The sequence below is a fragment of the Streptomyces sp. NPDC104831 genome (genome assembly GCF_055583025.1).
Genome location: NZ_JBVJOT010000006.1, coordinates 159,328 through 184,880, shown reverse-complemented (window position 1 = coordinate 184,880; position 25,553 = coordinate 159,328). Strand labels below are relative to the sequence as shown.

Here is a 25,553-nt window from a genome sequence, read left to right as displayed (position 1 = left end):
GCCCGGCCGGCACGTTGCCGGGCCGGCACGGGCCCCCGGTCAGTCGGCTCGTTCGCGAGCGGCGGGCGTACGCCCCCACGTGGCCAGGGCCCTGAGCAGTGCACTGCGCCCGCGGTCCGGCACCGTCCACAGGGTCTGGCCCCGCACGCCCCACCCCTCCAGCAGGGCGTTGGCCGCGAGGAAGCCGCTCGTGGCGGCCCGTTCCATGAGGGCGACGGGCAGGCCGGTGCGGACCAGGTCGCCGGCCACGACCAGCCGGGGGTGCGGGGTGCGGACGGCGGGCCGGTCGCCGTAGCCGCCCACCGGGAACAGGGGGCAGTCCTCGTGCCACTCGTGGCGGGCGTCGAGGACCGTGGCCGGGCCGGTCTCCGGGTAGACGCGGCGCAATTGTCCGAGCAGGCGCTTTCGTTCGACGTCCCGGTCGGCTCCGGGCGGTACGGCGTAGGCGTGCAGTTCGACGACGGAGCCTTTGGTGCGCGCGCTCCAGCGGGCCGCCTCGTCCTCGTAGCGTTCCAGCACACTGATGTTGTCGAGGGTGCCGAAGCCGCTGGTGCCGAGGAAGCCGGGGCGGTCGGGGGCGACGGGCCGGTCCAGCCACAGACGGCTGACCAGGAAGGGCGGGGCGGTGCGCAGCCGCCCGATCCGCTCCCGCCACGGCGCGTCGCCCAGCCGTCCGCAGCGGCCCACCAGGGAGCGCAGCCCGGTGGTGTCGAGGGCGAGGACGACCCCGTCGTAGCGGCGCTCGTCCCTGCCGGTGGCGGCCGCGAATCCGCCGTCCCGGGTGGGCGCGATGTGCTCGACGGCCGTTGCGGTGCGCACCTCGGCGCGGTGCCGGGCCAGGTAGCGGGCGAGCGGGTCCCACAGGGCGGCCGGGAAGGGGGCTCGGGGCACGTCGAACAGCAGGCCCTCGGCGGAGCCCAGGAAGTAGATGTGGAACATCAGCGCCATCTCGGCCGCCGACAGCTCCCGCGGATCGGCGAAGAAACTCCGGGAGAACACCTCGAAGGCCAGGTGTCGGGCGCTTTCGGGGAAGCCCACGGCGTCCAGGAGGGCGTGGCCGCTGGTGCCGTCCAGGCGGTCGTAGACCTCCGGTACGCGCACGTCGAACAGGGGCAGGGCCGCCCGCGGGTCCATGGCGCGCAGGTCCGCGAGCCGGAAGGAGGGGCTGAGCGCCGCGAAGCCGAGCGCGCTGAGCGGCGGGGTGCGCGGGACGTGCCGGAAGCTGTCGCGCAGGCCGGCGGCGTGGCGCAGCGGGTAGTCCGGGAGGCCGGTGAGCCGCTCCAGGCCGGGGTCGGTCCGGCGCAGCAGTCCGCGCAGGTTGTAGTACTGGCGGAAGAACGCGTGGAAGCCGCGGCTCATGGTCACCGTGGTGCCGTCGCGCAGTTCGGCCGGCCATCCGCCGACCCGCCCGCCGAGGTAGGGCCGCTTCTCGTACAGGGTGACGGCCACCCCGCGCTCGGCGAGGGCGGTGGCGGCGGCCAGGCCCGCGAGGCCGGCGCCGACCACCGCCACCGACGGCGCGGTCCCCTGCACGCGGGGGGTGCCGGGCCGGGCGGGCAGGACGCGGGCCCGCCGGTCGCGGCCCCGGCGTGCGGCGCCCCGGTCCGGGGCCCTCATGCGTCCTCACCGGGGGCGGGCGACCGGCGGGCGACGAAGGTGTGGGTGATGCCCGTCTGCCAGCCCGGCAGCGGCAGGGCGCGGACCCGGTCGAAGCCGGCCGCGTCGAGCCGCCGCGCGAACCGCCCGGCGGTGTCGAAGTCCACCACGCTGCGCCACAGGTGCCGGTACAGCGGCCCGTCCCCCAGCAGGGTCGCGACGGGCTGTACGACGCCGCGGCACACCAGCGTCCACACCGCGCGGTCCGTGCGCCGCCCGCTCAGGGTGTACTCGTGCACGCCGAGCCGGCCGCCCGGCCGCAGCAGCCCGCGCACGGCGGCGAGGACGGCGTCGGGGTCGGTGACGTTGCGGAGGAGATAGGCCGCGAAGACCGCGTCGAACGGTCCGGACACCCCGGCCTCGGACAGCCGCTCGGCGGGGGCGTGCACGAAGGTCACCCCGTCCGCCCACGGTTTGGCCGCGGCCCGCCGGAGCATGCCTGCCGACGCGTCCACGGCCGTGATGCGGGCGGCGGGCAGGACGGACCGCAGCGCGGCCGTGGAGGCACCGGTGCCGCAGCCGAGGTCGAGCAGGCGCAGTCCCGCTCCGTGCCCGGGCAGGCGCAGGCGGCGCACCGAGCGGCGCAGGTGGGCGTGGTAGCCGGGGTTGGCGGCCACGAGCGTGTCGTAGCCGCGGGCGGCGTGGTCGAAGGCGGCGGCGAGGCGCTCGTCGCGCAAGAGGGTCATGCGGTCTCCGTCGGGGGCGGGTGCGGGGTGGCGGAAGGCGCCGGCGGACGCGGCGGCGGGGGCAGGTCGAAGGGGCGGCGGGGCAGGCGGGGCAGGTCCAGCGCGGAGCGCAGCATCGGCGCGACGGGCGTGCGCAGGCCGATGGAAAGATCCTCGTGCGGGCGGGTGTCCCCGTCGAGGAAGCGCAGCAGCCGTGCCATGGGCACGCGGGTGAAGAGGCGGCCGAAGAGGTCCGGGCCGTCGGCCCGGCCACTGTCCAGGGCGCGCAGCAGGACGGCGTCCATGGCGCGGGAGCGCGCCGGGTGGGCGGCGGGCGGCACGGGGCGGCGGCCGCGGCGCAGGGCGTCGGCGACGGCCCTGGTCTGGCGTTGCAGTCCGGCGAAGGTGTAGCCGGTGGCGGGGCGGGTCGCTCCGCCGGCGGCGCCGACGCGGAAGACCGAGGCCCCGGTCTGCCGGGTGATCGGCGCGTCGGTCATCGGGATGACGCCGGTCTCGGTGGCCAGGACCTGCCGTTCGCCGAGGTGCAGCACCTCGTCGGCGTAGTGCCGCACGGCGGCCTCGTAGCGGTCCGGTGCGAGGGTGTGCCGGGAGAACTCGGTGTACTCCACGAGCGCCTCGCGCGGCCCGGTCGGCAGGACGTAGCCGAAGGACAGGCCGTGGGCGGGCTGCGGGGTGCGGAAGTCCATCAGCTCCACGGCGGCCGGGTCGAAGGCGGGCCGGGCGGTGCGGACGAACCAGCCGTGGAAGTGCTGGAGCAGGGTGGTGCGGGCGGCCGGGAGGCTGCCCGGGGGGCGGGAGTCGAGCACCCAGCGGGCGCTGAGCACCCGCGTCCGGCCGTCGGTGTCCCGCAGGTGGACGTGCGCGCCGCCGGGCACGTCCTCCACCGCTTCGACGGTCGCTTCGAGGCGTCGCACGTTGGGGCTGCGGGCCAGGTCGCGGGAGACGAGGCGTTCGAAGTCGTCGGAGCGGATCATGCGGTACCGCAGCGGGTCGATGTCGCCCTCGACCGGGGCGCCGGTGCGCGGGCGCACCCTGAGCCGCCGCCACTCGGCCCGCACCGCCGCGTCGAACCGTCCCGTTCCCGCCGCCCAGTAGCACCAGGTCCGCGGGGGCGGACGCAGCGGGCCGGGCGGCGCGTCCACCAGCACCACGGAGGGTGTCCGCAGGCCGGGAACGTGTCCCGCGAGCCGGTGGGCCAGCGACAGCCCGGCGGCGCCCGCGCCCACGACGGCCACGTCCGCGTCCGGCACGGCGTCTCCTCTCCTCGGTTCCCCGGTGTGCTTCCGGTCCGGCCGCGGGTCGTCACGGCCGTGACGCACCCCGGACCGGCCGCCGGGACACGTCGCCCCGGGCCGGTATCGCGGATTGTGTACCCCGGCGGATGCAGGGCACCCCCTGATGGCGCGCGGTCGGGCGCCGGACACGGCACGGTGGAGGGGGCGGATCCCCGGTGGTCTCCGCGATCGCGCGGGGCGTTCACGTGTCCGTCCGCGCACGGGCGGACGGGTGACGGCACGACGGATACGGACACGACGGAGGGAACCGGGATGCGGCCTGCCCACGCGAAGGACCACCCCGCGACCGCGCCACCGGGCGCGGCGGGGCCGGTGGCGTCGCTTCCGCACGGGGCGGTGGCCGACAACGCCGACGACGCCGACAACGCCGAGGGACACCGCGACCGCGAGGGCGCACCGTTTCCGGCCGGGCCCGCCGAGGTGCGCCGGACGGACGCCGACGTACCCGGCGCGGTCGGCCGGGTGCTCGGCCATGTGCTGGCACAGCGCCTGCGCCGCGCACGGCTGACGGATCCCCAGTTCGCCGAGGAACTGGCCGAACGAGTGGCACGCTTCACCCTCCAGGGTGGCAAGCGCACGCGCGCGCGGCTGGTGTGGTGGGCCGCGCGGGCCTGTGCCGGCCGGGACCCGGCGTCCGCGGCGGCGGCGCTGCGGATCGGGGGCGCCCTGGAACTGCTCCAGACGTGCGCGCTCGTCCACGACGACGTGATGGACCGGGCGGTGCTGCGGCGTGGCCGGCCCACGCTGCACAGGGACCTGACCGACCGGTACGCCGGCCGGGTCGGGCCCGAGCGGGCCGCGCGGTTCGGGCAGTCGGCGGCGGTCCTCGCCGGGGACCTGGCGCTGGCCTGGGCCGACGACCTGGTGGCGGAGACACCGCTGGCACCCGGGACGGGGGAGCCGGTGCGACGGCTGTGGAGCGACATGCGCACGGAGATGGTGGCGGGCCAGTACCTGGACGTACAGGGCCAGATCACCGCGGCCCCGTCCCTGCCCCGCGTGCTGCGCGCCGCCTGCCTGAAGAGCGCCCTGTACTCGGTCGAGCGGCCCCTGGCCCTGGGGGCCGCCGTGGCGGGCGCGGACGAGGTGACGCGGCGCCGGCTGGGCGATGCCGGACGCTGTGTCGGCATGGCGTTCCAGCTGCGCGACGACCTGGACGACGTCTTCGGCGACCCGCGGGAGACCGGCAAGGCGTGCGGCGGCGACGTCCGGGAGGGCAAGCCCACCTATCTGGTCGCGGTCGCCCGCGCGCGGGCACAGGCCGCCGGCGACGGTGCCGCGCCGGCCGTCCTGGACCGGTGGCTCGGTGACCCGGGCCTCACCGAACGCGGCCTGGACGAGGTGCGGGAGGTGCTGGTCGCGACCGGCGCGCGGGCCACCGTGGAGGCCGAGGTGGACCGGCTGGCCGCGCAGGGGCTGCGGCACTTCGACGGCGCCGTCCTCGACGCGGAGGGCGCCGGACCGCTGCGCGATCTCCTGCTGGCCACGGCGGGGGCGCGGCCGGAAGCGGACGGCGTACGTCCGCGGCCGGCGCGCGGCCCGTGCGCCGCCGGCGCCCGCGGCGGTGCGGGGAGTGAGCGGTGACGCGCGCCGTGCCCGGCCCCACGGACCACGTGGTGGTCGTCGGCGCCGGACTCGCCGGGCTGTCGGCGGCGCTGCACCTGCTGGGCGCCGGACGCCGGGTCACGGTCGTCGAGCGCGACGAGCTGCCCGGTGGCCGGTCCGGACGCCTGGACCTGGCCGGTTACCGGATCGACACCGGACCGACCGTGCTGACCATGCCCGACCTCGCCGACGAGGCGTTCGCCGCCGTCGGCGACAGCCTGTACGAACGGGTGGAGCTGATCCCCCTGCACCCGGCCTACCGGGCCTGCTTCGCGGACGGCAGCAGCCTCGACGTGCACAGCGACGCGGACGCGATGGCCGCGGAGGTGGAGCGGTTCGCCGGGCCGGCCGAGGCGGCGGGCTACCGGCGGCTGCGCGACTGGCTCCAGCGGCTCTACCGGGCCCAGATGCGCCGGTTCATCGACGCCGACTTCGACTCGCCGCTCGGTCTGCTCCACCCGGATCTCGCCCGCCTGGCCGCCCTCGGCGGCTTCGGCCGCCTGGACGCCCGGATCGGCCGCTTCGTGACCGACGAGCGGCTGCGCCGGGTGTTCACCTTCCAGTCCCTGTACGCGGGTGTGCCCCCGGCGCGGGCGCTGGCCGCGTACGCGGTCATCGCCTACATGGACACCGTCGCCGGCGTGTACTTCCCCCGGGGCGGCATGCACGCCCTGCCGCGGGCGATGGCGCAGGCGGCCGCCGCGGCCGGTGCCGAGCTGCGGTTCGGGCAGCCGGTGACCCGTCTGGAGCGGTCGGGCGGGCGCGTCACGGCCGTCGTCACCGACGCCGGCCGCATCCCGTGCGACGCGGTCGTCCTCACCCCGGACCTGCCCGTCGCCTACCGGCTGCTCGGCCACCGGCCGCGCCGGCCGCTCGCACTGCGCCACTCCCCCTCCGCGGTCGTGCTGCACGCGGGCACGGACCGCACCTGGTCCCACCTCGCCCACCACACGATCTCGTTCGGCGCGGCGTGGCACACCACCTTCGACGAACTGACCCGCGCCGGAAGCCTGATGAGCGACCCGTCGCTCCTGGTCACCCGCCCCACCGCCACCGACCCCTCCCTCGCCCCGCCCGGCCGCCACCTGCACTACATCCTCGCCCCCTGCCCCAACACCGACATCGGCCCGGGCGCGGCGGCCTGGTCCGACCTCGGGCCGCGCTACCGGGACACGCTGCTGCGGGAGCTGGAACGGCGCGGGCTGGACGGCATCGAGGCCGCCGTCGAGGAGGAGTGCCTGGTCACCCCGGCCGACTGGCACGCGCGGGGGCACGCCGCCGGGACCCCCTTCTCGGCCGCCCACACGTTCGCGCAGACCGGGCCGTTCCGGCCGCGCAACCTGGTACGCGGCACGGAGAACGCGGTCCTGGCCGGCTGCGGCACCACGCCCGGCGTCGGGGTGCCGACCGTGCTGCTGTCGGGGAAGCTGGCGGCGGCCCGCGTCACGGGCGTACCCGGGCGCGGCGGGGGCCGCCCGCGTCCCTCCCCGGCCGCCGCCCCGCGAGCGCAAGAGGAACCTCCCCGCCGCCCCGCCCCCGTCCAGGCACCGCCGGACCCCCCGGCTGCCGTACGGCGGTTCCCGCCGCCGGGGAGTCCCCCGGCCGATCCCACGGCCCCCGCGACCGAAGGCAGGACAGGATGACCGATCGAGAGCTGGACGCGGCGGGGATCCACGAGCCGGCACTGCGCGCGGCCTACCACCACTGCCGGGCCCTCAACGCCCGGCACGGCAGGACCTACTTCCTCGCCACCCGGCTGCTGCCCGCCGCACGCCGGCCCGCCGTGCACGCCCTGTACGGCTTCGCCCGCTGGGCCGACGACATCGTCGACTCCCTCGATCCGGGCGCCGGTACGGAGCTACGGGTGCGGGCACTGGCCCGGCTCCAGGAGGAGCTGGCGCAGGGGCTGCGGCGGGGCGGCAGCGGTGAGCCGGTGGTGCGCGCCCTCGCCGACACCGCCCGCCGCCACGCCATCGACCACGCCCACTTCCGCGACTTCATGACCGCCATGCGCTCCGACCTGGTGGTGACGGCCTATCCCACCTACGCCGACCTGCGCGCGTACATGCACGGCTCGGCCGCGGTGATCGGGCTCCAGATGCTGCCCGTACTGGGCACGGTGGTGCCGCGCGAGGAGGCCGCGCCGTACGCCGCGGCGCTCGGCGTCGCGTTCCAGCTGAGCAACTTCCTGCGGGACGTCGGCGAGGACCTGGACCGCGGGCGCGTCTACCTGCCCGCCGACCTGCTCGCCGGTCACGGCGTGGACCGGGACCTGCTGGCCTGGAGCCGCGCCACGGGCCGCCAGGACCCGCGGGTCACGGCCGCGCTCAGGGAGTTCGAGGCGCTGACCCGCGCTGTGTACCGGGAGGCGGTGCCCGGGATCGAGCTGCTCGAACCGGTGGCCCGGCCCTGCATCCGCACCGCGGCCGTCCTGTACGGCGGCATCCTGGACGCCGTCGCCCGCGACGGCTACACCGTGCTGCACCGGCGGTCGGTGGTGCCGCGGCGACGCAGGGCGGTGGTCGCCGCCGACGGGCTGGCGCGGGTGGCGGCGGCCCGGCTGCGCGCGCGGCCCCTTCCCCCGCACCGGCCGCCCGCCCGCGCCCTTCCCGGTGCTCCCCTCCCGCCGGCGACGGCCCTCCGGTCCGCCGGGGGGACCGCGTGAGCCGCCGTCGGCCGCCGCTGTCGCTGCGCCGCCGCGCCGTGCCGTGGGAAGGCCGGCGGCCCACCTGGCGCGAGGCCCGGCCCGGGCTGATCGCCGGGGCGCTGAAGCGGGCACAGGCCCGCCCGTCCGGCAACTGGTACGTCGTCGGCGCCTCCCGCAGCCTGCGGGGGAACGGCAAGCTGGCGCGGACCGTGGCGGGGCAGGAGGTCGTGGTGTGGCGGGGGCCCGACGGGCGCCTCGTCGGCGGGCCGGGGATCTGCCCGCACCTGGGGGCACCGCTGCGGGACAGCCCGGTGCGCTGCGGCACGCTGGTGTGCCACTGGCACGGACTGGCGCTGGACGGCGGGCCGTACGCGGGCTGGTCGCCGTTGCCGGTGCACGACGACGGGGTGCTGGTGTGGGTGCGGCTGGACGCGGTGGGCGGCGAGGAGCCCTCGGACGCGCCGGTCCTGCCGCCCCGGCCCGAGCCCGCGCGCGCCCTGACGGCCGTCTACACCGGCATGGGTGTCTGCGAGCCCGAGGACGTGGTCGCCAATCGGCTCGACCCCTGGCACGGCGCGTGGTTGCACCCCTACTCGTTCGTCGACCTGACCGTGGTGGACACCCCGGCCGACCCGGCCGGCGCGGTGGACGACGGCCCGGACGCCCTGACCGTCGACGTGTCCTTCAAGGTGGCGGGCCGACTGGTCGTACCGGTCCGCGCCGTCTTCACCGCGCCGGAGCCCCGCACGGTCGTCATGCGCATCACCGAGGGCGAGGGCGCGGGCTCCGTCGTGGAGACCCACGCCACGCCGCTCGGCCCGGACGGGGCCGGCCGGCCCCGCACCGCCGTCATCGAGGCGGTGGTCGCCGCCTCCCCCCGCCCGGGCTTCGCCGCCGCCCGCCGGGCCGCACCGCTGCTGCGTCCCCTGGTACGCGCCACGGCCGGCCGGCTGTGGCGGGACGACCTGGCCTACGCCGAGCGGCGCTGGCACCTGCGATCCACGGGCCGCTTCCCGGGCTGAGCGGCCCGGCCCGGCGCATCGGCGCGCCGGGCCGGGGCCGGGCGCCGGACACCGTCATCGGTGCCGGCCCGACCAGGTCACCGGCAGGACCGCGCGGCCTCACAGCACGCCTGAAGTGGTGGAAATCGTGCGATGTGTGCTTCCATGGCCCCGCTGAACGATCTTCGCGGCCCGTCCGTCCCGAACGCCGCCGTCGCGGCGCTGCCGGGGACCCCGGCGCCGGAGCGGGCCCGCGGCACCCGGCCATGGAGAGACAGTTGATCGCGATAGCGGCAGCCCTCGCGGACATCGCGCTGATCCTTGTGCACCGCGGACGTACGCCACCGGCACCCGCCGGGTCCACACCGTGGCGCCACATGGCCGCCGGGCTGGCGGGGTGCGCGGCGGGATGGCTGGTCATCGGCCGCCCGGAACTCGTCTGGGACGACCTGTTCCTCACCCTCGTCTGCGGAGTGGTCATCGCCTCCGAAGCCGCGCAGGCGGCCCGGAGTCTGACCGGCCGGGCCTGGACGGGCTGGACGACGGCCTGTGCGAGCGGAGCGGCGGCGGCCACCTGGCTGCTGTCCGGCCCGCTGCCGTTCTCCTGACGCACTCGGCCCGCGGGGGGCGTACGACCGGACCGGCGTTGCGGCAGGAGTCCGCCCCCGTTCCACAGCGGACCGGGGCCGCCCCGCACGGGAGCAGCCCCGGCCGTCGGGTCAGGCGGCGTGGTGGCGGAGCTTCGGTCTCGATGCCGTCGAGCCGCGTACCACCAGTTCCGGCATGAACACGAACTCGCTGTGCGGTGCGGGGGTGCCGCCGACTTCTTCCAGCAGTGTGCGCACCGCGGCCTGGCCCATCGCCGGCACGGGTTTGCGGATCGTGGTCAGGGGCGGGTCGGTGAAGGCGATCAGGGGCGAGTCGTCGAAGCCGACGACGGAGAAGTCGCGGGGGACCTCCAAGCCGCGCTGCCGGGCCGCCCGTACCGCCCCGAGGGCCATCATGTCGCTGGCGCAGACCACCGCCGTGCAGTCCCGGTCGATGAGGGCCGCGGCGGCGGCCTGGCCGCCCTCCAGGCTGTAGAGGGAGTGCTGGATCAGCGTCGTCTCGGTCAGGTCCGGCGGCAGGCCCAGCTGGTCCTGTACCGCGCGGACGAAGCCCTCGATCTTGCGCTGCACGGGCACGAAACGCCGGGGGCCGACGGCCAGGCCGATCCGGGTGTGGCCCAGGGACGCCAGGTGGGCCACCGCCAGGGTCATCGCCGCGCGGTCGTCGGGCGAGATGAACGGGGCCTGCACCTTCGCCGAGAAGCCGTCCACGAGCACGAACGGCACGCCCTGGGCGCGCAGTTCGGCGTAGCGTCCGGTGTCGGCGGTGGTGTCCGCGTGCAGCCCGGAGACGTAGATGATGCCGGCCACCGCGCGGTCCACGAGCATCTCGGTGAGTTCGTCCTCCGTGGACCCGCCGGGTGTCTGGGTGGCGAGCACCGGGGTGTAACCCTGCCGGGTGAGGGCCTGCCCGATGACCTGTGCGAGCGCCGGGAAGATGGGGTTGTCCAGCTCGGGGGTGATGAGGCCGACCAGGCCCTCGCTGCGCTGCCGCAGCCGTACCGGGCGTTCGTAGCCCAGCACGTCGAGCGCGGCGAGCACGGCCTGGCGGGTGCCGGAGGCGACGCTCGGTTTGCCGTTGAGGACCCTGCTGACGGTCGCCTCGCTCACCCCGGCCTGTGCGGCGATGTCGGCGAGCCGGATCGTCACGGGGACGGTCTGTACCGGCCGCATGTCAGACTGCCCACCAGACGGCGCACTCCCCGGGCAGTGCCGTCGTGCCGGCGCCCGGCTCCACGTCGGCGCCGGCCAGCAGCAGGGTGCCGGGCGTGGGCAGCGTGACGGGAGCGGCGGTGAAGTTGACCGTGCAGACGAAGGAGCCGTGCTCGCTGTCGCGGCGGAACGCCAGCACCCCCTCCGGGGCGTCCAGCCAGGTGATCTGGCGACCCGCGCCCAGCGCCGGGTGCTCGCGGCGGATGGCGAGTGCCCGACGGTAGAACTCCAGCGTGGAGCCCGGGTCGCCCTCCTGCGCCTCGACGGTCAGGTCGCTCCAGTCCGCCGGCTGCGGCAGCCAGGCCGGCCCGCCCTCGACGGGACCGAAGCCGAACGGCGGCACCTGGCCGGACCACGGGATCGGCACCCGGCAGCCGTCGCGGGTGCCGTCCTGGCCCGTGGTGCGGAAGAAGGCGGGGTCCTGTCGCACCTCGTCGGGCAGGTCGACGACCTCGGGCAGGCCGAGTTCCTCGCCCTGGTAGATGTAGGCCGAGCCGGGCAGCCCCAGCATCAGCAGGGTCGCCGCGCGGGCCCGGCGCAGGCCGCGCGCCGGGTCCCCCTCCGCGAGCCGGGTGGCGTGCCGCACCACGTCGTGGTTGGACAGCACCCAGGTCGCCGGCGCGTGTACGGAGTTCATGGCGCGCAGCGAGCGGTCGATGACCTCGCGCAGTGCGGCCGGGTCCCAGCCGGTGCCCAGGTAGTCGAAGTTGAACGCCTGGTGGAGCTCGTCCGGGCGCAGGTACAGGGCGCTGCGTTCCACGGTCGGGGTCCATGCCTCGGCGACGGCGACGCGTTCGCCGTGGTACTCGTCGAGGATGCGCCGCCAGCCGCGGTAGATGTCGTGCACGCCGTCCTGGTCGAAGTACGGCACCGGCCGCGTGCCGAGCAGCTTGACCTGCTCGTCGTGGCCGACGTCGGGCAGGCCGGGCGCCTTGACCAGGCCGTGGGCCACGTCGACGCGGAAGCCGTCGACGCCCAGGTCGAGCCAGAACCGCAGGATGGAGCGGAACTCGTCGTGGACGGCGGGGTGGTCCCAGTTGAAGTCGGGCTGCTCGGGTGCGAAGAGGTGCAGATACCACTCGCCGGGGGTGCCGTCGGGTTCGGTGACCCGGGTCCAGGCGGGGCCGCCGAAGACGGACTCCCAGTCGTTGGGCGGCAGTTCACCCCCGGCGCCCTTGCCCGGCCGGAAGTGGAAGCGGTCCCGCAGGGGCGAGCCGGGGCCCTCGCGCAGGGCCTGCTTGAACCACTCGTGCCGGTCGGAGCAGTGGTTGGGCACCAGGTCGACGATGATCCGCAGCCCCAGCGCGTGGGCGTCGCGCACCAGGTCGTAGGCGTCGGTGAGGGTGCCGAACATGGGGTCCACGGCCCGGTAGTCCGCGACGTCGTATCCTCCGTCGGCCTGCGGGGAGGCGTAGAACGGGGAGAGCCAGACGGCGTCGACACCGAGCTTCCTCAGGTAGGGCAGGCGTGCGCGGATGCCGGGCAGGTCGCCGATCCCGTCGCCGTCGCTGTCGGCGAAACTGCGCGGGTACACCTGGTAGATGACCGCGTCGCGCCACCACTCCCGGTCCGGGGAGGCGAAGGCGGGGGCGTCGTGGGCGACGGTGTCGGTGGCGTGCTGGGTCATGGATTCCCTCAGGGAGTGGAAGGGTAACGGCGAAGGCGCGTCCTCGATGGGCGGGCGCCGGGGTCCGGCCGGGGTGGTGCCGGTCATGACTTGGTGCCGCCGGCCGTCAGTCCGGAGACGAGGCTGCGCTGCACGAGCATGAACACGAGGGCGGCCGGGATGGTGATGATGATCGCGGTGGCCGACGTCCACGCCCAGTCGGGACGCTGGTCCTGGGCGAAGGTGCGGATGCCGACGGCGAGGGTGTAGTGGTCGGACTGCATGAACTGCGTGGCGTAGGCGACCTCGCCCCAGGCGGTGAGGAAGCTGTAGAACGCCGTCACCGCGAGACCGGGGCGGGCCAGTGGCACGATCAGCCGCCAGAAGGTGCCGATGGGAGTCAGGCCGTCCACTCGTCCGGCCTCGTCGATCTCCTTCGGGATGGTGTCGAAGTAGCCCTTCATCATCCAGGCGCAGAACGGCACCGCCGTGGTCGCGTAGGCCAGGATCAGTCCGAGGTAGTTGTCGAGCAGGCGCAGTTCGGCCATGAGCAGGTACAGCGGCACGATGAGGACGATGCTGGGGAACATCTGGGTGACCAGGAAGACCCACATCAGCTGCCGGCTGCCCGGGAACCGCATCCGGGACACGGCGTAGCCGGCGGTCGCGGCGAGGAAGACGCCCAGCGCCGTGGTGCCCGCCGCCACGATGACGGTGTTCAGGAACCACTGCAGCAGGTCCGAATGGGCCAGTACGTCGCTGTAGTTGTAGAAGCCGAGGTGGGAGAGCACCTCGCCCGGCTGCTGCCAGGCGTTCTTCGGGCCCAGGGAGATGAAGAACACCCACACCACGGGGAAGGCCGCGATCACGGTGGCGAGGATCAGCGTGCCGTGCAGGGCCACGGAGGCGCCGAGCCCCCGCTCCTCCCGGCCGCGCACCCTGCGGGTCCGGCGGACGACGGCGGGGGGCGGGACGGTGTCCTCGGGCGCGGTGGCGGTCTCGTGCGTTGCTGCGGTCATGACGATGGCTCCTTACGCCTGCTCGGACTTCAGGGTGCTGCGGCGGTAGAAGGTCGAGAAGGCGAGCAGGAGGGCGAGGATGATGATCCCGTAGGTCGCCGCTCCCGCGTAGTCCGAGACCCCGTTGAACGCCTTGTGGAAGGCGAAGGTGACGAGGATGTCCGTGTCGCCGGTGGTGTTGTTGCCCAGCAGCAGATAGATGACGTTGAACATGTTGAACGTCCAGATGCAGCCCAGCAGGATCACGGTGTTCGACACCGGGCGCAGTCCGGGCAGGGTGACGTTGACGAAGCGCTGCCAGGGCGAGGCGCCGTCCATCTCGGCCGCCTCGTACAGCTCCTTGGGGATCGACTGGAGCCCGCCCAGCACGGCGACCATGTTGAAGGGGATGCCGATCCAGACGTTGACCATGATGACGGCGATCTTCTGGGACAGCGGGGAGCCGAGCCAGTTCTGCGCGGGCAGGCCGAACGCCTGGATGATCTCGTTGAACACCCCGTACTGGGAGTTGAGCATCAGCCGCCAGGCGAAGACGCCGATGAACGACGGGACGGCCCACGGCAGGATCAGCATCGCGCGGTAGAAACCCCGCAGGCGCATCTTGCGGTTGAGCAGCACCGCGAGTCCCATGCCGAGACCGACTTGCAGGACGACGCAGGACACCGTCCACACGACCGTCCACGCCAGCCGCGGGTAGAAGTCGCCGTCCGCCCCCGACAGCACGTGCCAGTAGTTGTCGAGGCCCACGAAGTCGTACGTGGCGGGGCGGTGGAAGGCGCCGATGGTGGTGGCGACGTTGGACTCGTTCGCGTCGGTCAGCGACTGGTAGAAGCCGTACCCGAGCGGATACAGCACCAGCAGGGCGATGACGATGGCCACCGGGGCCACCATGGCCCAGGCGTACCAGTACCTCTCCCACGCGCGTCTGAGTGCCGTACCCCGTGCGCGGTGTGGTTTCCGGTGGTCGCGGGCTGTCTCGTCGGTCGTTCCGGTGCTCGGTGCGGTCGTCATACTCATCGGCTCTTTCGCGGGCGAAGTCGGGTGGTACCGCAGCCCCGGGGGAGCCCCGGTCGGGGCGGCAGCGGGGAAGTGGATTCCCCCGGGGCTGCGTGTCCTTCGGTTGCCGTCGGGCGGTGTGCGCCGCGGTTCAGCCGACGGAGAAGCCCTTCAGGAGCTTCTGGAACTCCTTGGCGGTGGTGTCGAGGCCGCCCTGGACCGACTCGTCGCCCTGGAGGATCTTCACGTAGTTCTGCGCCAGGGGCGTGAAGAGCGAACCGGCCTGCGGCAGGGCCACGCGGGCGCGCGCCGTCTTCTCCAGGAGCGGCTGGAAGCCGGCGATCTTGGCGTCCCCGGTGACCTCACCGGTGTAGGCCGACTTGCGGGTCGGCAGGGTGCCGGTTCCCTTGGCGATCTCGATCTGACTCGGTGTCGACGTCATGAACTGCGTGAACAGGTAGCTGGCGTCCAGATTGCCCGACCCCTGGTACACGGTGAGGTTGTGACCGCCGGTCGGGGCCTGGGCCTTGCCGCCGGCGCCGGCCGGGACGGGCGCGAAGCCGAGGTTCTTCTCGTCGTCCTTGAACGCCGTGCCGCTCAGGTCGTCGCCGACCGACCAGGGACCCTGGATCAGCATGGCGACCTTGCCGTTCTTGAAGGCGGCCTGCATGTTCTGGTAGGCGTTCGCGAAGTCGACCTTCATCGAAGCCTCGTCGTTGATCTTCTTCGCGGTGGTCAGGGCCTTGACGGCGGCCCCGTCGTTGATGGTGATCTTCTTCGCCGCGGGGTCGGCCAGGTCCGCGCCGTTGCTGTAGAGCAGCGGGAGCAGGAAGTAGGAGTCGGGGTTCAGGTAGGTGCCGTAGGCCCCCGTCTTCTCCTTGATGGTCTTGGCGTCGGCGATGAACTCGTCCCAGGTGCCCGGGGGTTCCGCGATGCCGGCCTGCTTCAGGAGCTTCTTGTTGTACAGCAGGCCCAGGGTGTCGGTGACCGACGGGACGCCGTAGGTCTTGCCCTTGTACTTGGCCGTGTTCAGCGGGACGGAGCTGAAGTCGTCGGTGTTCTTCAGCGCCGGGGTGCCGTCGAGGGGGGCGATGTAACCCAGCTCGGCGTACTCGGCCATCAGACCGACGTCGGTGCGGACGACGTCGGGGGCGCCCTTGCCGCTCTTGGCGGCCGACTTGAACTTCTGCTCGATGTCGGTGAAGGGGACGTTCTGGTAGTCCACCTTGATCTTCGGGTACTTGTTCTCGAACTGCTTGATGAGAGCCTTGTACGTCGGGGCCTCGGTCGCGGCGTCCGAGGTGTCCCAGTACGTGATCGTCCCGGAGATGTCCTCGGGGTTCTTCGGCTTGCCGGATGAGTCGCCACCCGAGCCACCGCAGGCGGAAGCGGTGAGGGCGACCACGGTGACCGCGGCGGCGATCGATATGCGACGTCGCATAGCAACTCCTTGATCTGGGTGCCCGGAACGTCCCTGGAGCGGGGCCGGGGTGCCGTGTGTCTCAACCAACGGCCGCCGGGCGCGAGTTGAACATACAAGGTTGCAATCTCTTGCGAAAGACGTTGCAGGCAGATTCCTTCACGGTTCCCGGGGCGTGACAACTTTGTTACACGCGGCCGCAGTTGCGCGAACCTTCCGCACAACGGGCACGTTCCCGCAGCTCAGTTGGTATGGCGACGCCTTCCGGACACCCCCTGCGCACCCGGGTGACCGGCGGCACGCCATCCGGCCGGAGGAGCCCCGCCGGCAACGTGTCCCTGGGCACGACGGGGCGGCTCGACCCTGCCTGATGAACCATCGACAGCAGTCGTGAAGAGTTTTGCTGATTGTTTCAAGTCTCTTGCTGTAACAGGTCGCTCGTGGTTACGGTCGCGCCCACCCTGTCCCTCGGCACACAAGGAGTCCGTGCTCGTGACACACAACCGGCCGGCGCCCGAGAAGCGCCCGCCCCACCAGGTCGTACGGGGAAGACGAGGCAAGCGGAGGGAGCGCGTGGCGGCGGTCACGGGCGCCCTGCTCGTCGCCGTCCTCCTCCAGCCGCTCGCCGCACTCCCCCGGGCCGCCGCCCACGCTCCCGTCGGAACAGCCTCCGGCACCCTCGACCTCACCACCTCCGAGGCGGTGTGGATCGACCGGGACACCGTCGCCTGGAACGGCGTCGCGGGTGCCGCCTCCACCCGGCTGCTGTACTCCCCGGACGGCTCCCTCACGGTCCGCGACGGAAGCCTGGCCGGTGACGACGAGCACGGGATCAGGCTCGCCAGGACGGCCCTGACCGACGCGCAGAAGGCGAGGTTCCCGCACCTGAAGGACTACGCCGCCTGGTCGGTGGACCCGCGGGACCGGGACCGGGTGCGCGAGGCGCTGAGGGGTCAGCTCGTCGCCTCGCAGCGGGCGGCGAACGGCGCCGTCGTGGCCGCGACCGGTGTGCAGACCGCCGGCGTGCTGGACGACCTCTACCCCGGCGCCACGCGGGCACGGCTCGGCCCGGTCTTCGCCCACGGCCGCCCCACCCTGTCGGTGTGGGCCCCGACGGCGCGCAGCGTGTCGCTGGAACTCGGCGGATCGCTGCGGCGCATGCACCGCGACGACTCCACCGGCGTGTGGTCCGTGACCGGACCGGCGTCCTGGAAGGGCAGGCCCTACCGGTACGTGGTCGAGGTGTGGGCGCCCAGCGTCCGCAAGATGGTCACCAACAAGGTCACCGACCCGTACTCGGTGGCGCTCACCGCGGACTCCGGGCGGAGTCTGGCCGTGGACCTGGACGACCGGTCCCTGGCCCCGGCCGGCTGGTCCGGCCTGCGCAAACCCAAGGCCGTGCCGCTGCGGGACGCGCAGATCCAGGAGCTGCACGTCCGGGACTTCTCCGTCGCCGACACGAGCGTGCCGGCGCGGGACCGGGGCACCTATCTGGCGTTCACCGACAAGGACGGCGACGGGTCCCGGCACCTGAGGAAGCTGGCGCGGGCGGGCACGTCGTTCGTGCACCTGCTGCCCGCCTTCGATGTCGCGGGGATTCCCGAGCGCAGGGCGGACCAGGCGGTCCCGGACTGTGATCCGGCCTCGTTCCCGGCGGATTCCGAGCGGCAGCAGGAGTGCGTGGGCAAGACGGCCGCGAAGGACGCCTACAACTGGGGCTACGACCCCTACCACTACACCGTTCCGGAGGGTTCGTACGCCTCCGATCCGGACGGCACGGCCCGGACGGTGGAGTTCCGCCGGATGGTGCAGGCGCTGAACGGCGACGGGCTGCGGGTGGTGATGGACGTGGTCTACAACCACACGGCGGCCGCCGGTCAGGCGGACACGTCGGTGCTGGACCGGATCGTGCCGGGCTACTACCAGCGGCTGCTGGCGGACGGGTCGGTGGCGAACAGCACCTGCTGTGCCAATACCGCGACCGAGAACGCGATGATGGGCAAGCTGGTGGTGGACTCCGTGGTCACCTGGGCGAAGCAGTACAAGGTCGACGGGTTCCGGTTCGACCTGATGGGCCACCATCCCAAGGCCAACATCCTGGCCGTCCGCAAGGCCCTGGACGCGCTGACCCTGGAGCGGGACGGCGTGGACGGCAAGCGGATCGTCCTGTACGGGGAGGGCTGGAACTTCGGCGAGGTCGCCGACGACGCCCGGTTCGTCCAGGCCACGCAGAAGAACATGGCCGGCACCGGCATCGCCACGTTCTCCGACCGGGCCCGGGACGCGGTGCGCGGCGGCAGTCCCTTCGACGCCGACCCCGGCGTCCAGGGCTTCGCCTCCGGCCTGTACACCGACCCCAACGCCTCCGCCGCCAACGGCACGAAGGAGGAGCAGAGGGCCCGGCTGCTGCACTACCAGGACCTGATCAAGGTGGGGCTGAGCGGCAGCCTCGCACGGTTCCGTTTCACGGACAGCGGCGGCAGGGAGACCACCGGCGCGCAGGTCGACTACAACGGCTCGCCCGCCGGCTACGCCGACGCCCCCGGTGACGCCCTCGCCTATGCCGACGCGCACGACAACGAGTCGCTGTTCGACGCGCTGGCCTACAAGCTCCCCGCGGCCACCCCCGCCGCCGGCCGGGCCCGGATGCAGGTGCTGGCCATGGCCACGGCCGTGCTCTCCCAGGGCCCGGCGCTGTCCCAGGCGGGAAGCGATCTGCTGCGGTCCAAGTCCCTGGACCGCAACTCCTTCGACAGCGGCGACTGGTTCAACGCCGTGCACTGGAACTGCGCCGACGGCAACGGCTTCGGCCGCGGCCTGCCCCCGGCGGCCGACAACCGGTCCAAATGGGACTACGCCCGGCCCCTGCTCACCACGGTCGGGGTCGGCTGCCCGGACATCACCGCGGCTTCCGCCGCCTACCGGGACCTGCTGAGGATCCGCACCACCGAGAAGGCGTTCTCCCTGGCCACCGCCTCCGAGGTCCAGCGGCGCCTGTCCTTCCCGCTGTCCGGCAAGGACGAGACACCGGGCGTGATCACCATGCGCCTCGGCGACCTCGTCGTCGTCTTCAACGCCACCCCCGAGCGGCAGGAACAGCGCGTCACCGCCCTCGCCGGCACCCGCTACCGCCTCCACCCCGTCCAGGCCGCCGGCCGCGACGACACCGTCAAGACCTCCTCCTACGACGCCGGTTCGGGCACGTTCACCGTGCCGGCCCGCACCGTCGCGGTCTTCACCGGCTGAGCCGGCCGTTCCCCGCGCACACGACGGGTGCCCCTCGCTCCGCGAGGGGCACCCGTCTGTCGTGGTGTGCCGGTGTCAGGGAAGGCGGACGCCGGTGGCGGCGAGCAGTGCGCCGTTGGGGGCCCGCTGGGTGGCGATGAGCTGGGCGCGCAGGGCGGCCGGGACACGGTCGCGGTCGCGGGGGTCGACCGTGAACGCCGGGTCGTCCGCCAGCTCGGGGTGTGCCGACTTCTGCGCGTCCGTGAGCTTCGACGGGAGCAGCCGCAGCCAGTGTCCCTCGTCGGACAGCGCGCCGTCCTTGACGGTGATGCCCCCGTCGGGGGCGTACACGAGCTGCTGGCTGGTGGAGTCGGTGGTCTTCACCTTCCACACGAGCGTGTCCGTGCCGATCCACCGGGCCTTGGCCGTGCCGAGGTCCAGGTCGGGTGCGCTGCCCACCGTCGGCAGCAGGTAGTCGCTGTCTCCGCCGATCAGCCAGGTCTCCTTGCCGTAGGTGGCGAAGTCCAGCGAGCGGTCGGCGGTGATGTCCTTCTCGTCGCCCTTGTGGACGATGTAGCTGAGCGAGGTCGCGCCGTCGGCGAGCGGCACCTCGAAGGTCACGCCGAAGGCGTCCCTGCCGGTCGGCGTCAGCGGCGCCGACCAGTCGGTGGGGTGCCGGGCGCCGGTCCAGGTGTGCAGGCCCCAGCCGTCGTAGTCGCCGTCGGCCCGGTGGTAGTGGATCACGGCCTTGGCCGGGTCGGGTGCCGGGTAGGCGCCGGGCGGTGCCGTGTCCGACTGGCCGTCGTCGCCCTGCCGGATCCACACCTCGCCCGTCTTGTCCAGGTCGATGGTGCGTCGCGGGCCGTCCGCGGTGCCGTCCCCGGTGACCGTGTACGTCAGGCTCCGGGCGCCGTCCTCCGGCTTGACCCAGGCGAAGGCGCCGTAGGCGTCCCGCCCGGTGAACTCGGCCGATCGGCCCGCGGATTCGAGGTGCCGGCCGGTGTAGTCGCCGTCCGGGCGCTGGTAGTGCACGACGGCGTAGGGACGGTTCAGGGCGCTCGGCGGCCTGGGCGCCGCCGCCTGGCCGGCCGTGCTCGTGGCGAGGTCGCTCGCGGTGCGGCCCGCGAGGTCGACGGCCACGGCCTTGTAGCGCAGGCGCGTGCCCTGTGCGACGGTGTCGGACAGGTGCTGGGTGACCTTGTACGGGGCGTGGTCGGCGGTGCCGAGCGTCCGCCACGGGCCGTCGCCGACCTGGGCGGCGAAGACGACGCGGTCGAGTCCGCCGCCGCTGACGTCGGCGGAGATGTCGACGTCTCCGGTGGCGCCCGCCGCGGGTGCGGTGAGTTCCAGGGCCGGCCGGGTGGCCGGCGTGCCGGGCCGCTGCGCCGCCTTCAGCACCACGGACGACAGCGGCGGGACGGTGATGGTCGCGCGGGTGTCGGCGCCGCTGGTCACCGTGCCGCCGGTGCCGTACAGCCCGTGGTAGGTCATCCGGGCGTAGCCCGTGGGGACGCGCACGGTCCGTGCCTGGGTGGCGTTGTTGAAGGCCACCAGGTAGTCGCGTCCCTCGCGGACGTCGGTGCGGGTGAAGGCGTAGACGGAACCCTGTGCGTAGCGTTCGGTCTGGACGCCGTCGCGCAGGGCGGGGTGGCGCTTGGTCAGCCGGGACAGGGCGGCTATCGCCCGGTACAGGGGGTGGGAGGTGTCGTACGCGTCCGAGGCGGCCGTGCGCCCGGTGCCGATCTCGTCGTCGTCCAGGTAGTCCGGCACCTTCGAGGCGAACATCGTCTGCCGGGCGTCCTTGTCGCCGCCGGCCCCGGTGAAGCCCTGCTCGTCACCGGAGTAGACGACCGGGTTGCCCCGGGAGAGGAACATCAGCTCGTGGGCGAAGCGGTCGCGGCCGAGGAGTTCGGCGTCGTCGGCCTTCGGGTTGTCCTTGAGCAGGAAGCCGCCGATGCGCCCCATGTCGTGGTTGCCGAGGAAGGTGACCTGCTCGTAGGCGTTCGCCTTGTCGGTGGTGTAGCGGTAGTCCTGCGCGAAGACGTCGGCGAGCCGGTCGGCCGCCCGCCCCTGCGAGGCGTACTGGCGGATGGCGTCCTGGAGCGGGAAGTCGAGTGTCGCGTCGAGGCGGCCCCGGCGCACATACGGCGAGGTGACGGCCGGGTCGGAGGACAGTGTCTCGCCGAAGACGAAGAAGTCCTTCCGGCCCTTCTTGGCCGCGTAGGCGTCCAGTGCCGTCGCCCACTGGGTCCAGAAGGCCATGTCGACGTTGCGGACGGTGTCGACGCGGAAGCCGTCGACCCGGAACTCGTCGACCCACTTCTCGTAGATCTCCTCCATGCCGCGCACGACCTCGGGGCGCTCGGTCCACAGGTCGTCCAGACCGGTGTGGTCGCCGTAGAGGGTGCTCTCGCCGGCGAAGGTGGAGTCACCCCGGTTGTGGTACATGGTGGGGTCGTTGAGCCAGGCGGGGACCTTGGCGTTGCGTTCGGACGGGGCGACCTGTGGTGTGTAGGGGAAGCTCCGGGCGTCGACCTCGCGCATGCCCTCGCTGTCGTCGAAGGGACGGCCCTCGGTGTCCAGGTAGGGGTAGGCGCCCTTGCCCCGGTACGCGAACGTCTTCTCGGCGTTGGTGACGGTGTCGGCCGTGTGGTTGGTGATGACGTCGAAGAAGACCTTCATCCCCTTGGCGTGGGCCTTGCGGATGAGTTCCGCGAGGTCGGCGTTGGTGCCGAAGTGCGGGTCGACCCGGGTGAAGTCGGTGATCCAGTAACCGTGGTAGCCGGCGCTCTCTCCGTTGCCCTGCACGGGCTTGTTCTTGAAGATCGGGGCCAGCCAGATCGCGGTGGTGCCGAGTCCCTTGACGTAGTCCAGTCTGCTGATCAGCCCCTTCAGGTCACCGCCCTGGTAGAAGCCCTTGTCGGTGGGGTCGTAGCCGGTGCTGGTGCGGTCGCCGGCCAGTCCGCCCCGGTCGTTGCGTGCGGAGCCGTTGGCGAACCGGTCGGGGAGGAGGAAGTAGAACTGCTCGCGGGTCAGGTCGTGGCGGGCCGTCACCGCGGCCAGCCGGGCGTCGGAGGGCGGGGCGGGCGGTCGGTCCGAGGCGACGGCCGGCTGGGCGGCGTGCAGGGCCGTCGCGAGCAGTGCGGCGGTGACGGCCACGGTGGCGGCGCGGGTGACGGCGGCCGGGAGTCTCCGGCCGCGCGGGCGTGCCGGTGGTCCGCCCGGGTTGCCGCGGGCGGTGGATGCTGGGGTCACGGTGCGGCTCTTTCCTTTCGTACGGTGTGCTGGGGAGGTCAGCCGGGTGGCAGGTGCACGGTCGTCGCGCCGAGCAGGGCCCCGTCCTGTCCTCGCTGGGTGGCGATCAGCTGGCGGCTCGCCCGGGCCTCGGCGATCCGGCCGCGGTCCCGGGGGTCGACGGTGAAGGCCTGCTGGTCCGCGAACCCGGGATGGGCGGACCGCTGCGCGTCGGTCAGCCGCGCGGGCAGCAGGCGCAGCCAGTGCCCCTCGTCCGACAGGGCACCGTTCACCAGGCGGATGCCGCCGTCGGGTGCGTACACGAGTTGCTGGCTGGCGACTCCGGCGCCGGTCCCCCGCCATACGACGGTGGTGTCGTCCAGCCAGGTCGCGGCCGACGTGCCGAGGTCGAGGCCGAAGGCGCCGCCGAGGGTGGGGGTGAGGTAGGTGCCGTCCCCGGCCACGCGCCACACCTCGTGGCCGTAGAGGGAGAAGTCGAGGGTCTCGTCGGAGGCGACGTCCTTGTCCTCCTTCTTGTGCAGGAGGTAGCTGAGCGAGTCCGCGTGTTCGGTCAGCGGGACCTCGAAGACCAGGCCGAAGGAGTCCCGGCCCACCGGCCGGATGGGGTCGTTCCACTCCGGCGGTCGGGCCGCGCCCGTCCAGGCGTGCAGGCCCCAGCCGTCGTAGTCGCCGTCGGGCCGGTGGTAGTGGACGACCGCCTTCGCCGGGTCCTGGGCCGGGTACGCGTCCGCGGGTCTGGTGCCCGTCACCGCGGCGCTGCCCTGCTCGGTCCACACCTCGGGGGTGGCGGCGAAGTCCAGGGTGCGCGGGGGACCGTCGGGGACGCCGTTCCTCTCCACGGTGAAGGAGATGTCGGTGGTGCCCTCGGCCGGGGCCAGCCAGGCGAACGCTCCGTAGGCGTCCCGGCCGGTGAAGGCGGCGGTCCGGCCGTCGGCCGTGCGCAGCACCAGGCCGTCGTAGTCGCCGTCGGGCCGCCGGTGGTGGACGACGGCCCAGTGGCGCGCCGCCGCGGGTGCGGGCACCGTCGCCGCCCGGCCCGCGGTCGTGCTCGCGAGGCCGCCGGCGCTGCGGCCGGTCCGGTCGACGACGACCGCCTTGTACCGCAGCGGCGTTCCCTCGGGGACGTCAGGGGCGATGGTCTGGGTGACCTTGTACGGCGCGTGGTCGGCGGTGCCGAGCGTCCGCCACGGGCCGTCGCCGGTCTGGGCGGCGAAGACGACCCGCCGGTATCCGCCGCCCGTGACGTCGGCGGAGATCTCCACGGTCCCGTGGGCGCCCGCGTCCGGGGCGGTGAGCCGGAGCGCCGGTCCGGCCGTCGAGGGGCGCGGTGCTCCGGCCGCCCGGTACACGACGGACGACAGGGCCGGGACGGTCACGGTGACCTTCCCGTCGGCGTCGGCGCGGGCGCTGCCGGTGGCGCCGTACAGGGCCCGGTACGAAAGGTCCGGCGAGCCGGTCGGCAGGGTGACGGTGCGGTCCTCGGTGGCGTTGTTGAAGGCCACCAGGTAGTCGCGTCCCTCGCGGACGTCGGTACGGGTGAAGGCGTAGACGGAACCCTGTGCGTAGCGTTCGGTCTGGACGCCGTCGCGCAGGGCGGGGTGGCGCTTGGTCAGCCGGGACAGGGCGGCTATCGCCCGGTACAGGGGGTGGGAGGTGTCGTACGCGTCCGAGGCGGCCGTGCGCCCGGTGCCGATCTCGTCGTCGTCCAGGTAGTCCGGCACCTTCGAGGCGAACATCGTCTGCCGGGCGTCCACGTCTGCGCCCGAGCCGGTGAAGCCCTGTTCGTCACCGGAGTAGACGACCGGGTTGCCCCGGGAGAGGAACATCAGCTCGTGGGCCAGGCGGTCGCGGCCGAGGAGTTCGGCGTCGTCCGCGCCGGGGTGGTCCTGGGCGATGAAGGCGCCGATGCGCCCCATGTCGTGGCTGCCGAGGAAGGTGACCTGGCTGTAGGCGTTGGTCTTGTCGGTGGTGTAGCGGTAGTCCTGCGCGAAGACGTGGGCGAGGTCGTCCGCGGGGCCGCCGCGCGAGGCGAAGTTGCGGGCGGCGGCCTGGAACGGGAAGTCGAGCGTGGCGTCGAGCCGGCCCTGGGTGACGTAGGGGGCGGTGATGGACGCGTCGGCGGAGAACGCCTCGGCGAAGAGGAAGAAGTCCCGGCGGCCGTGCCGGGCCGCGTGGCGGTCGAGGGCGGTGGCCCACTGGGTCCAGAAGGCCATGTCGACGTTCTTGGCGGTGTCGACCCGGAAGCCGTCCACGCCGAAGTCGTCGACCCACTTCTCGTAGATCTCCTCCATGCCCCGCACGACCTCCGGCCGTTCGGTCCACAGGTCGTCCATGCCCATGAAGTCGCCGTCCAGGGCGCTCTCCCCGGCGAAGGTGGAGTTGCCGCGGTTGTGGTACATGGACGGGTCGTTCAGCCAGTCGGGCACCTTGCGGTCCTGCGGATCGGCGGAGACGCGCGGGGTGTACGGCGCGCCGTCGGCGTCCGCCGGGCGCATGCCGGTGCTGTCGTCGAAGGGGCGGCCCTCGGTGTCGAGGTAGGGGTAGGCGCCCTTGCTGCGGTATCCGTAGCGTTTCTCGGCGTAGTCGATGGTGTCCGCGGTGTGGTTGGTGATGACGTCGAAGAAGACCTTCATCCCCTTGGCGTGGGCCTTGTCGATCAGCTCGGAGAGGTCGGCCTCGGTGCCGAAGTGCGGGTCGACCCGGGTGAAGTCGGTGATGGCGTAGCCGTGGTAGTTGGCGGTCGCCCTGCCGTCGCGCACCGTCACGGGCTTGTTCTTGAACACCGGTGCGAGCCAGATGGCGGTGGTGCCGAGGCCCTTGATGTAGTCGAGGTGGTCGATGGCGCCCCGGAGGTCGCCGCCCTGGAAGAAGTCCTTGTCGGTGGGGTCGTAGCCGGTGGTGGTGCGGTCGCCGGTCAGCCCGCCCCGGTCGTTGCGCGTGGAGCCGTTGGCGAACCGGTCGGGCAGCAGCAGGTAGAACTGCTCGCGGCTCACCGCCGGGCGGGCCGGCTGGTGCGCGAGCCACGCGTCCGTCGGCGGCCGGGGCGCGGTCCGTGCGCGAGCCGGCGGCGGGGGCGGTCCGGCGGCTGTCGCCGGGGGCGTCAGCGGTGGCAGTGCGGCTGTGCACAGCGCGAGGGCCAGGACGGTGGCGTGGTGTCTGGGTCTGCCGACCACGTGACGCATCTCCTCGGGGTGTCGGTCGCGGGCAAGGACGGGGCGCCGCCGTGCGGCGGTGCGCGGGACCGCCCGGCCCCGGTCGCGCGGGGCCGGGCGGTCGTCGCCGGTGGGCGCCGTTCGTCTGCGGTGAGCGGCGCCCGCTCGTC

The 25,553-nt window shown here is 73.6% G+C and carries 14 protein-coding genes and 2 pseudogenes; 6 read left to right on the top strand and 10 right to left on the bottom strand.

Annotated elements, in window-relative coordinates; translation table 11 throughout:
• Positions 1–39 precede the first annotated feature (39 nt).
• The 3 genes from ACZ63H_RS06680 to ACZ63H_RS06670 are packed head-to-tail and all read right to left on the bottom strand — an operon-like array spanning position 40 to position 3,592.
• Positions 40–1,617 carry an FAD-dependent oxidoreductase gene (locus tag ACZ63H_RS06680; protein ID WP_469862747.1) on the bottom strand — a complete coding sequence of 526 codons (1,578 nt, stop codon included), beginning with the start codon at positions 1,615–1,617 and terminating at the stop codon, positions 40–42.
• Positions 1,614–2,342 carry a class I SAM-dependent methyltransferase gene (locus ACZ63H_RS06675; protein WP_469862746.1) on the bottom strand — a complete coding sequence of 243 codons (729 nt, stop codon included), beginning with the start codon at positions 2,340–2,342 and terminating at the stop codon, positions 1,614–1,616. The genes ACZ63H_RS06680 and ACZ63H_RS06675 overlap by 4 nt, the downstream gene beginning before the upstream one ends.
• Positions 2,339–3,592 carry a lycopene cyclase family protein gene (locus ACZ63H_RS06670; protein WP_469862745.1) on the bottom strand — a complete coding sequence of 418 codons (1,254 nt, stop codon included), beginning with the start codon at positions 3,590–3,592 and terminating at the stop codon, positions 2,339–2,341. The genes ACZ63H_RS06675 and ACZ63H_RS06670 overlap by 4 nt, the downstream gene beginning before the upstream one ends.
• 297 nt (positions 3,593–3,889) lie before the next feature.
• On the opposite strand from ACZ63H_RS06670, the gene ACZ63H_RS06665 reads away from it, so the two are divergent.
• The 5 genes from ACZ63H_RS06665 to ACZ63H_RS06645 all read left to right on the top strand — a co-directional run bounded on the left by ACZ63H_RS06665 (position 3,890) and on the right by ACZ63H_RS06645 (position 9,498).
• The gene (locus ACZ63H_RS06665; protein ID WP_469862744.1) at positions 3,890–5,221 is read left to right on the top strand and encodes a polyprenyl synthetase family protein; all 1,332 of its coding nucleotides are present in this window, start codon (positions 3,890–3,892) and stop codon (positions 5,219–5,221) included.
• Complete coding sequence (locus ACZ63H_RS06660) at positions 5,218–6,885, top strand: phytoene desaturase (protein ID WP_469862743.1); 1,668 nt, start codon at positions 5,218–5,220, stop codon at positions 6,883–6,885. Before ACZ63H_RS06665 ends, ACZ63H_RS06660 begins: the two co-directional genes overlap by 4 nt.
• The gene (locus tag ACZ63H_RS06655; protein ID WP_469862742.1) at positions 6,882–7,907 is read left to right on the top strand and encodes a phytoene/squalene synthase family protein; all 1,026 of its coding nucleotides are present in this window, start codon (positions 6,882–6,884) and stop codon (positions 7,905–7,907) included. The genes ACZ63H_RS06660 and ACZ63H_RS06655 overlap by 4 nt, the downstream gene beginning before the upstream one ends.
• Entirely contained in the window at positions 7,904–8,911 is a 1,008-nt protein-coding gene (locus ACZ63H_RS06650) for a DUF5914 domain-containing protein (protein ID WP_469862741.1), read from the top strand. Before ACZ63H_RS06655 ends, ACZ63H_RS06650 begins: the two co-directional genes overlap by 4 nt.
• A gap of 257 nt (positions 8,912–9,168) precedes the next feature.
• Positions 9,169–9,498, top strand: a complete 330-nt coding sequence (locus ACZ63H_RS06645) for a hypothetical protein (RefSeq protein ID WP_469862740.1) — start codon at positions 9,169–9,171, stop codon at positions 9,496–9,498.
• 111 nt (positions 9,499–9,609) lie between these two features.
• On the opposite strand, the gene ACZ63H_RS06640 is transcribed toward ACZ63H_RS06645, so the two are convergent.
• The 5 genes from ACZ63H_RS06640 to ACZ63H_RS06620 form a co-directional block, all read right to left on the bottom strand.
• Entirely contained in the window at positions 9,610–10,647 is a 1,038-nt protein-coding gene (locus ACZ63H_RS06640) for a LacI family DNA-binding transcriptional regulator (protein ID WP_469862739.1), read from the bottom strand.
• A 25-nt stretch (positions 10,648–10,672) separates the two neighbouring features.
• The gene (locus ACZ63H_RS06635; protein ID WP_469862738.1) at positions 10,673–12,337 is read right to left on the bottom strand and encodes a glycoside hydrolase family 13 protein; all 1,665 of its coding nucleotides are present in this window, start codon (positions 12,335–12,337) and stop codon (positions 10,673–10,675) included.
• Between the two features lie 83 nt (positions 12,338–12,420).
• Positions 12,421–13,335, bottom strand: a complete 915-nt coding sequence (locus ACZ63H_RS06630; protein WP_469862737.1) for a sugar ABC transporter permease — start codon at positions 13,333–13,335, stop codon at positions 12,421–12,423.
• Between the two features lie 12 nt (positions 13,336–13,347).
• The gene (locus tag ACZ63H_RS06625; RefSeq protein ID WP_469862736.1) at positions 13,348–14,352 is read right to left on the bottom strand and encodes a carbohydrate ABC transporter permease; all 1,005 of its coding nucleotides are present in this window, start codon (positions 14,350–14,352) and stop codon (positions 13,348–13,350) included.
• Between the two features lie 130 nt (positions 14,353–14,482).
• Positions 14,483–15,772 carry an extracellular solute-binding protein gene (locus tag ACZ63H_RS06620; protein WP_469862735.1) on the bottom strand — a complete coding sequence of 430 codons (1,290 nt, stop codon included), beginning with the start codon at positions 15,770–15,772 and terminating at the stop codon, positions 14,483–14,485.
• 471 nt (positions 15,773–16,243) lie between these two features.
• Here ACZ63H_RS06620 and pulA point away from each other — a divergent pair, with 471 nt between their 5' ends.
• Positions 16,244–18,997 (top strand): pullulanase-type alpha-1,6-glucosidase, encoded by a 2,754-nt coding sequence (gene pulA, locus ACZ63H_RS06615; protein WP_469862734.1) that lies wholly within the window; start codon positions 16,244–16,246, stop codon positions 18,995–18,997.
• A gap of 84 nt (positions 18,998–19,081) precedes the next feature.
• On the opposite strand, the pseudogene ACZ63H_RS06610 reads toward pulA, so the two are convergent.
• Together ACZ63H_RS06610 and ACZ63H_RS06605 are read right to left on the bottom strand one after the other, a co-directional pair.
• A pseudogene (locus tag ACZ63H_RS06610) lies at positions 19,082–22,135 on the bottom strand (alpha-amylase family glycosyl hydrolase); the annotation flags it as partial.
• Positions 22,136–22,287: 152 nt separating this feature from the next.
• A pseudogene (locus tag ACZ63H_RS06605) lies at positions 22,288–25,413 on the bottom strand (alpha-amylase family glycosyl hydrolase); the annotation flags it as partial.
• Positions 25,414–25,553: the final 140 nt, after the last annotated feature.

Coding starts and splice junctions, on each gene's coding strand:
- ACZ63H_RS06680 (WP_469862747.1), bottom strand. CDS start 1,617: ATGAGGGCCCCGGACCGGGGCGCCGCACGCCGGGGCCGCGACCGGCGG.
- ACZ63H_RS06675 (WP_469862746.1), bottom strand. CDS start 2,342: ATGACCCTCTTGCGCGACGAGCGCCTCGCCGCCGCCTTCGACCACGCC.
- ACZ63H_RS06665 (WP_469862744.1), top strand. CDS start 3,890: ATGCGGCCTGCCCACGCGAAGGACCACCCCGCGACCGCGCCACCGGGC.
- ACZ63H_RS06655 (WP_469862742.1), top strand. CDS start 6,882: ATGACCGATCGAGAGCTGGACGCGGCGGGGATCCACGAGCCGGCACTG.
- ACZ63H_RS06635 (WP_469862738.1), bottom strand. CDS start 12,337: ATGACCCAGCACGCCACCGACACCGTCGCCCACGACGCCCCCGCCTTC.
- ACZ63H_RS06630 (WP_469862737.1), bottom strand. CDS start 13,335: ATGACCGCAGCAACGCACGAGACCGCCACCGCGCCCGAGGACACCGTC.
- ACZ63H_RS06625 (WP_469862736.1), bottom strand. CDS start 14,352: ATGAGTATGACGACCGCACCGAGCACCGGAACGACCGACGAGACAGCC.
- ACZ63H_RS06620 (WP_469862735.1), bottom strand. CDS start 15,772: ATGCGACGTCGCATATCGATCGCCGCCGCGGTCACCGTGGTCGCCCTC.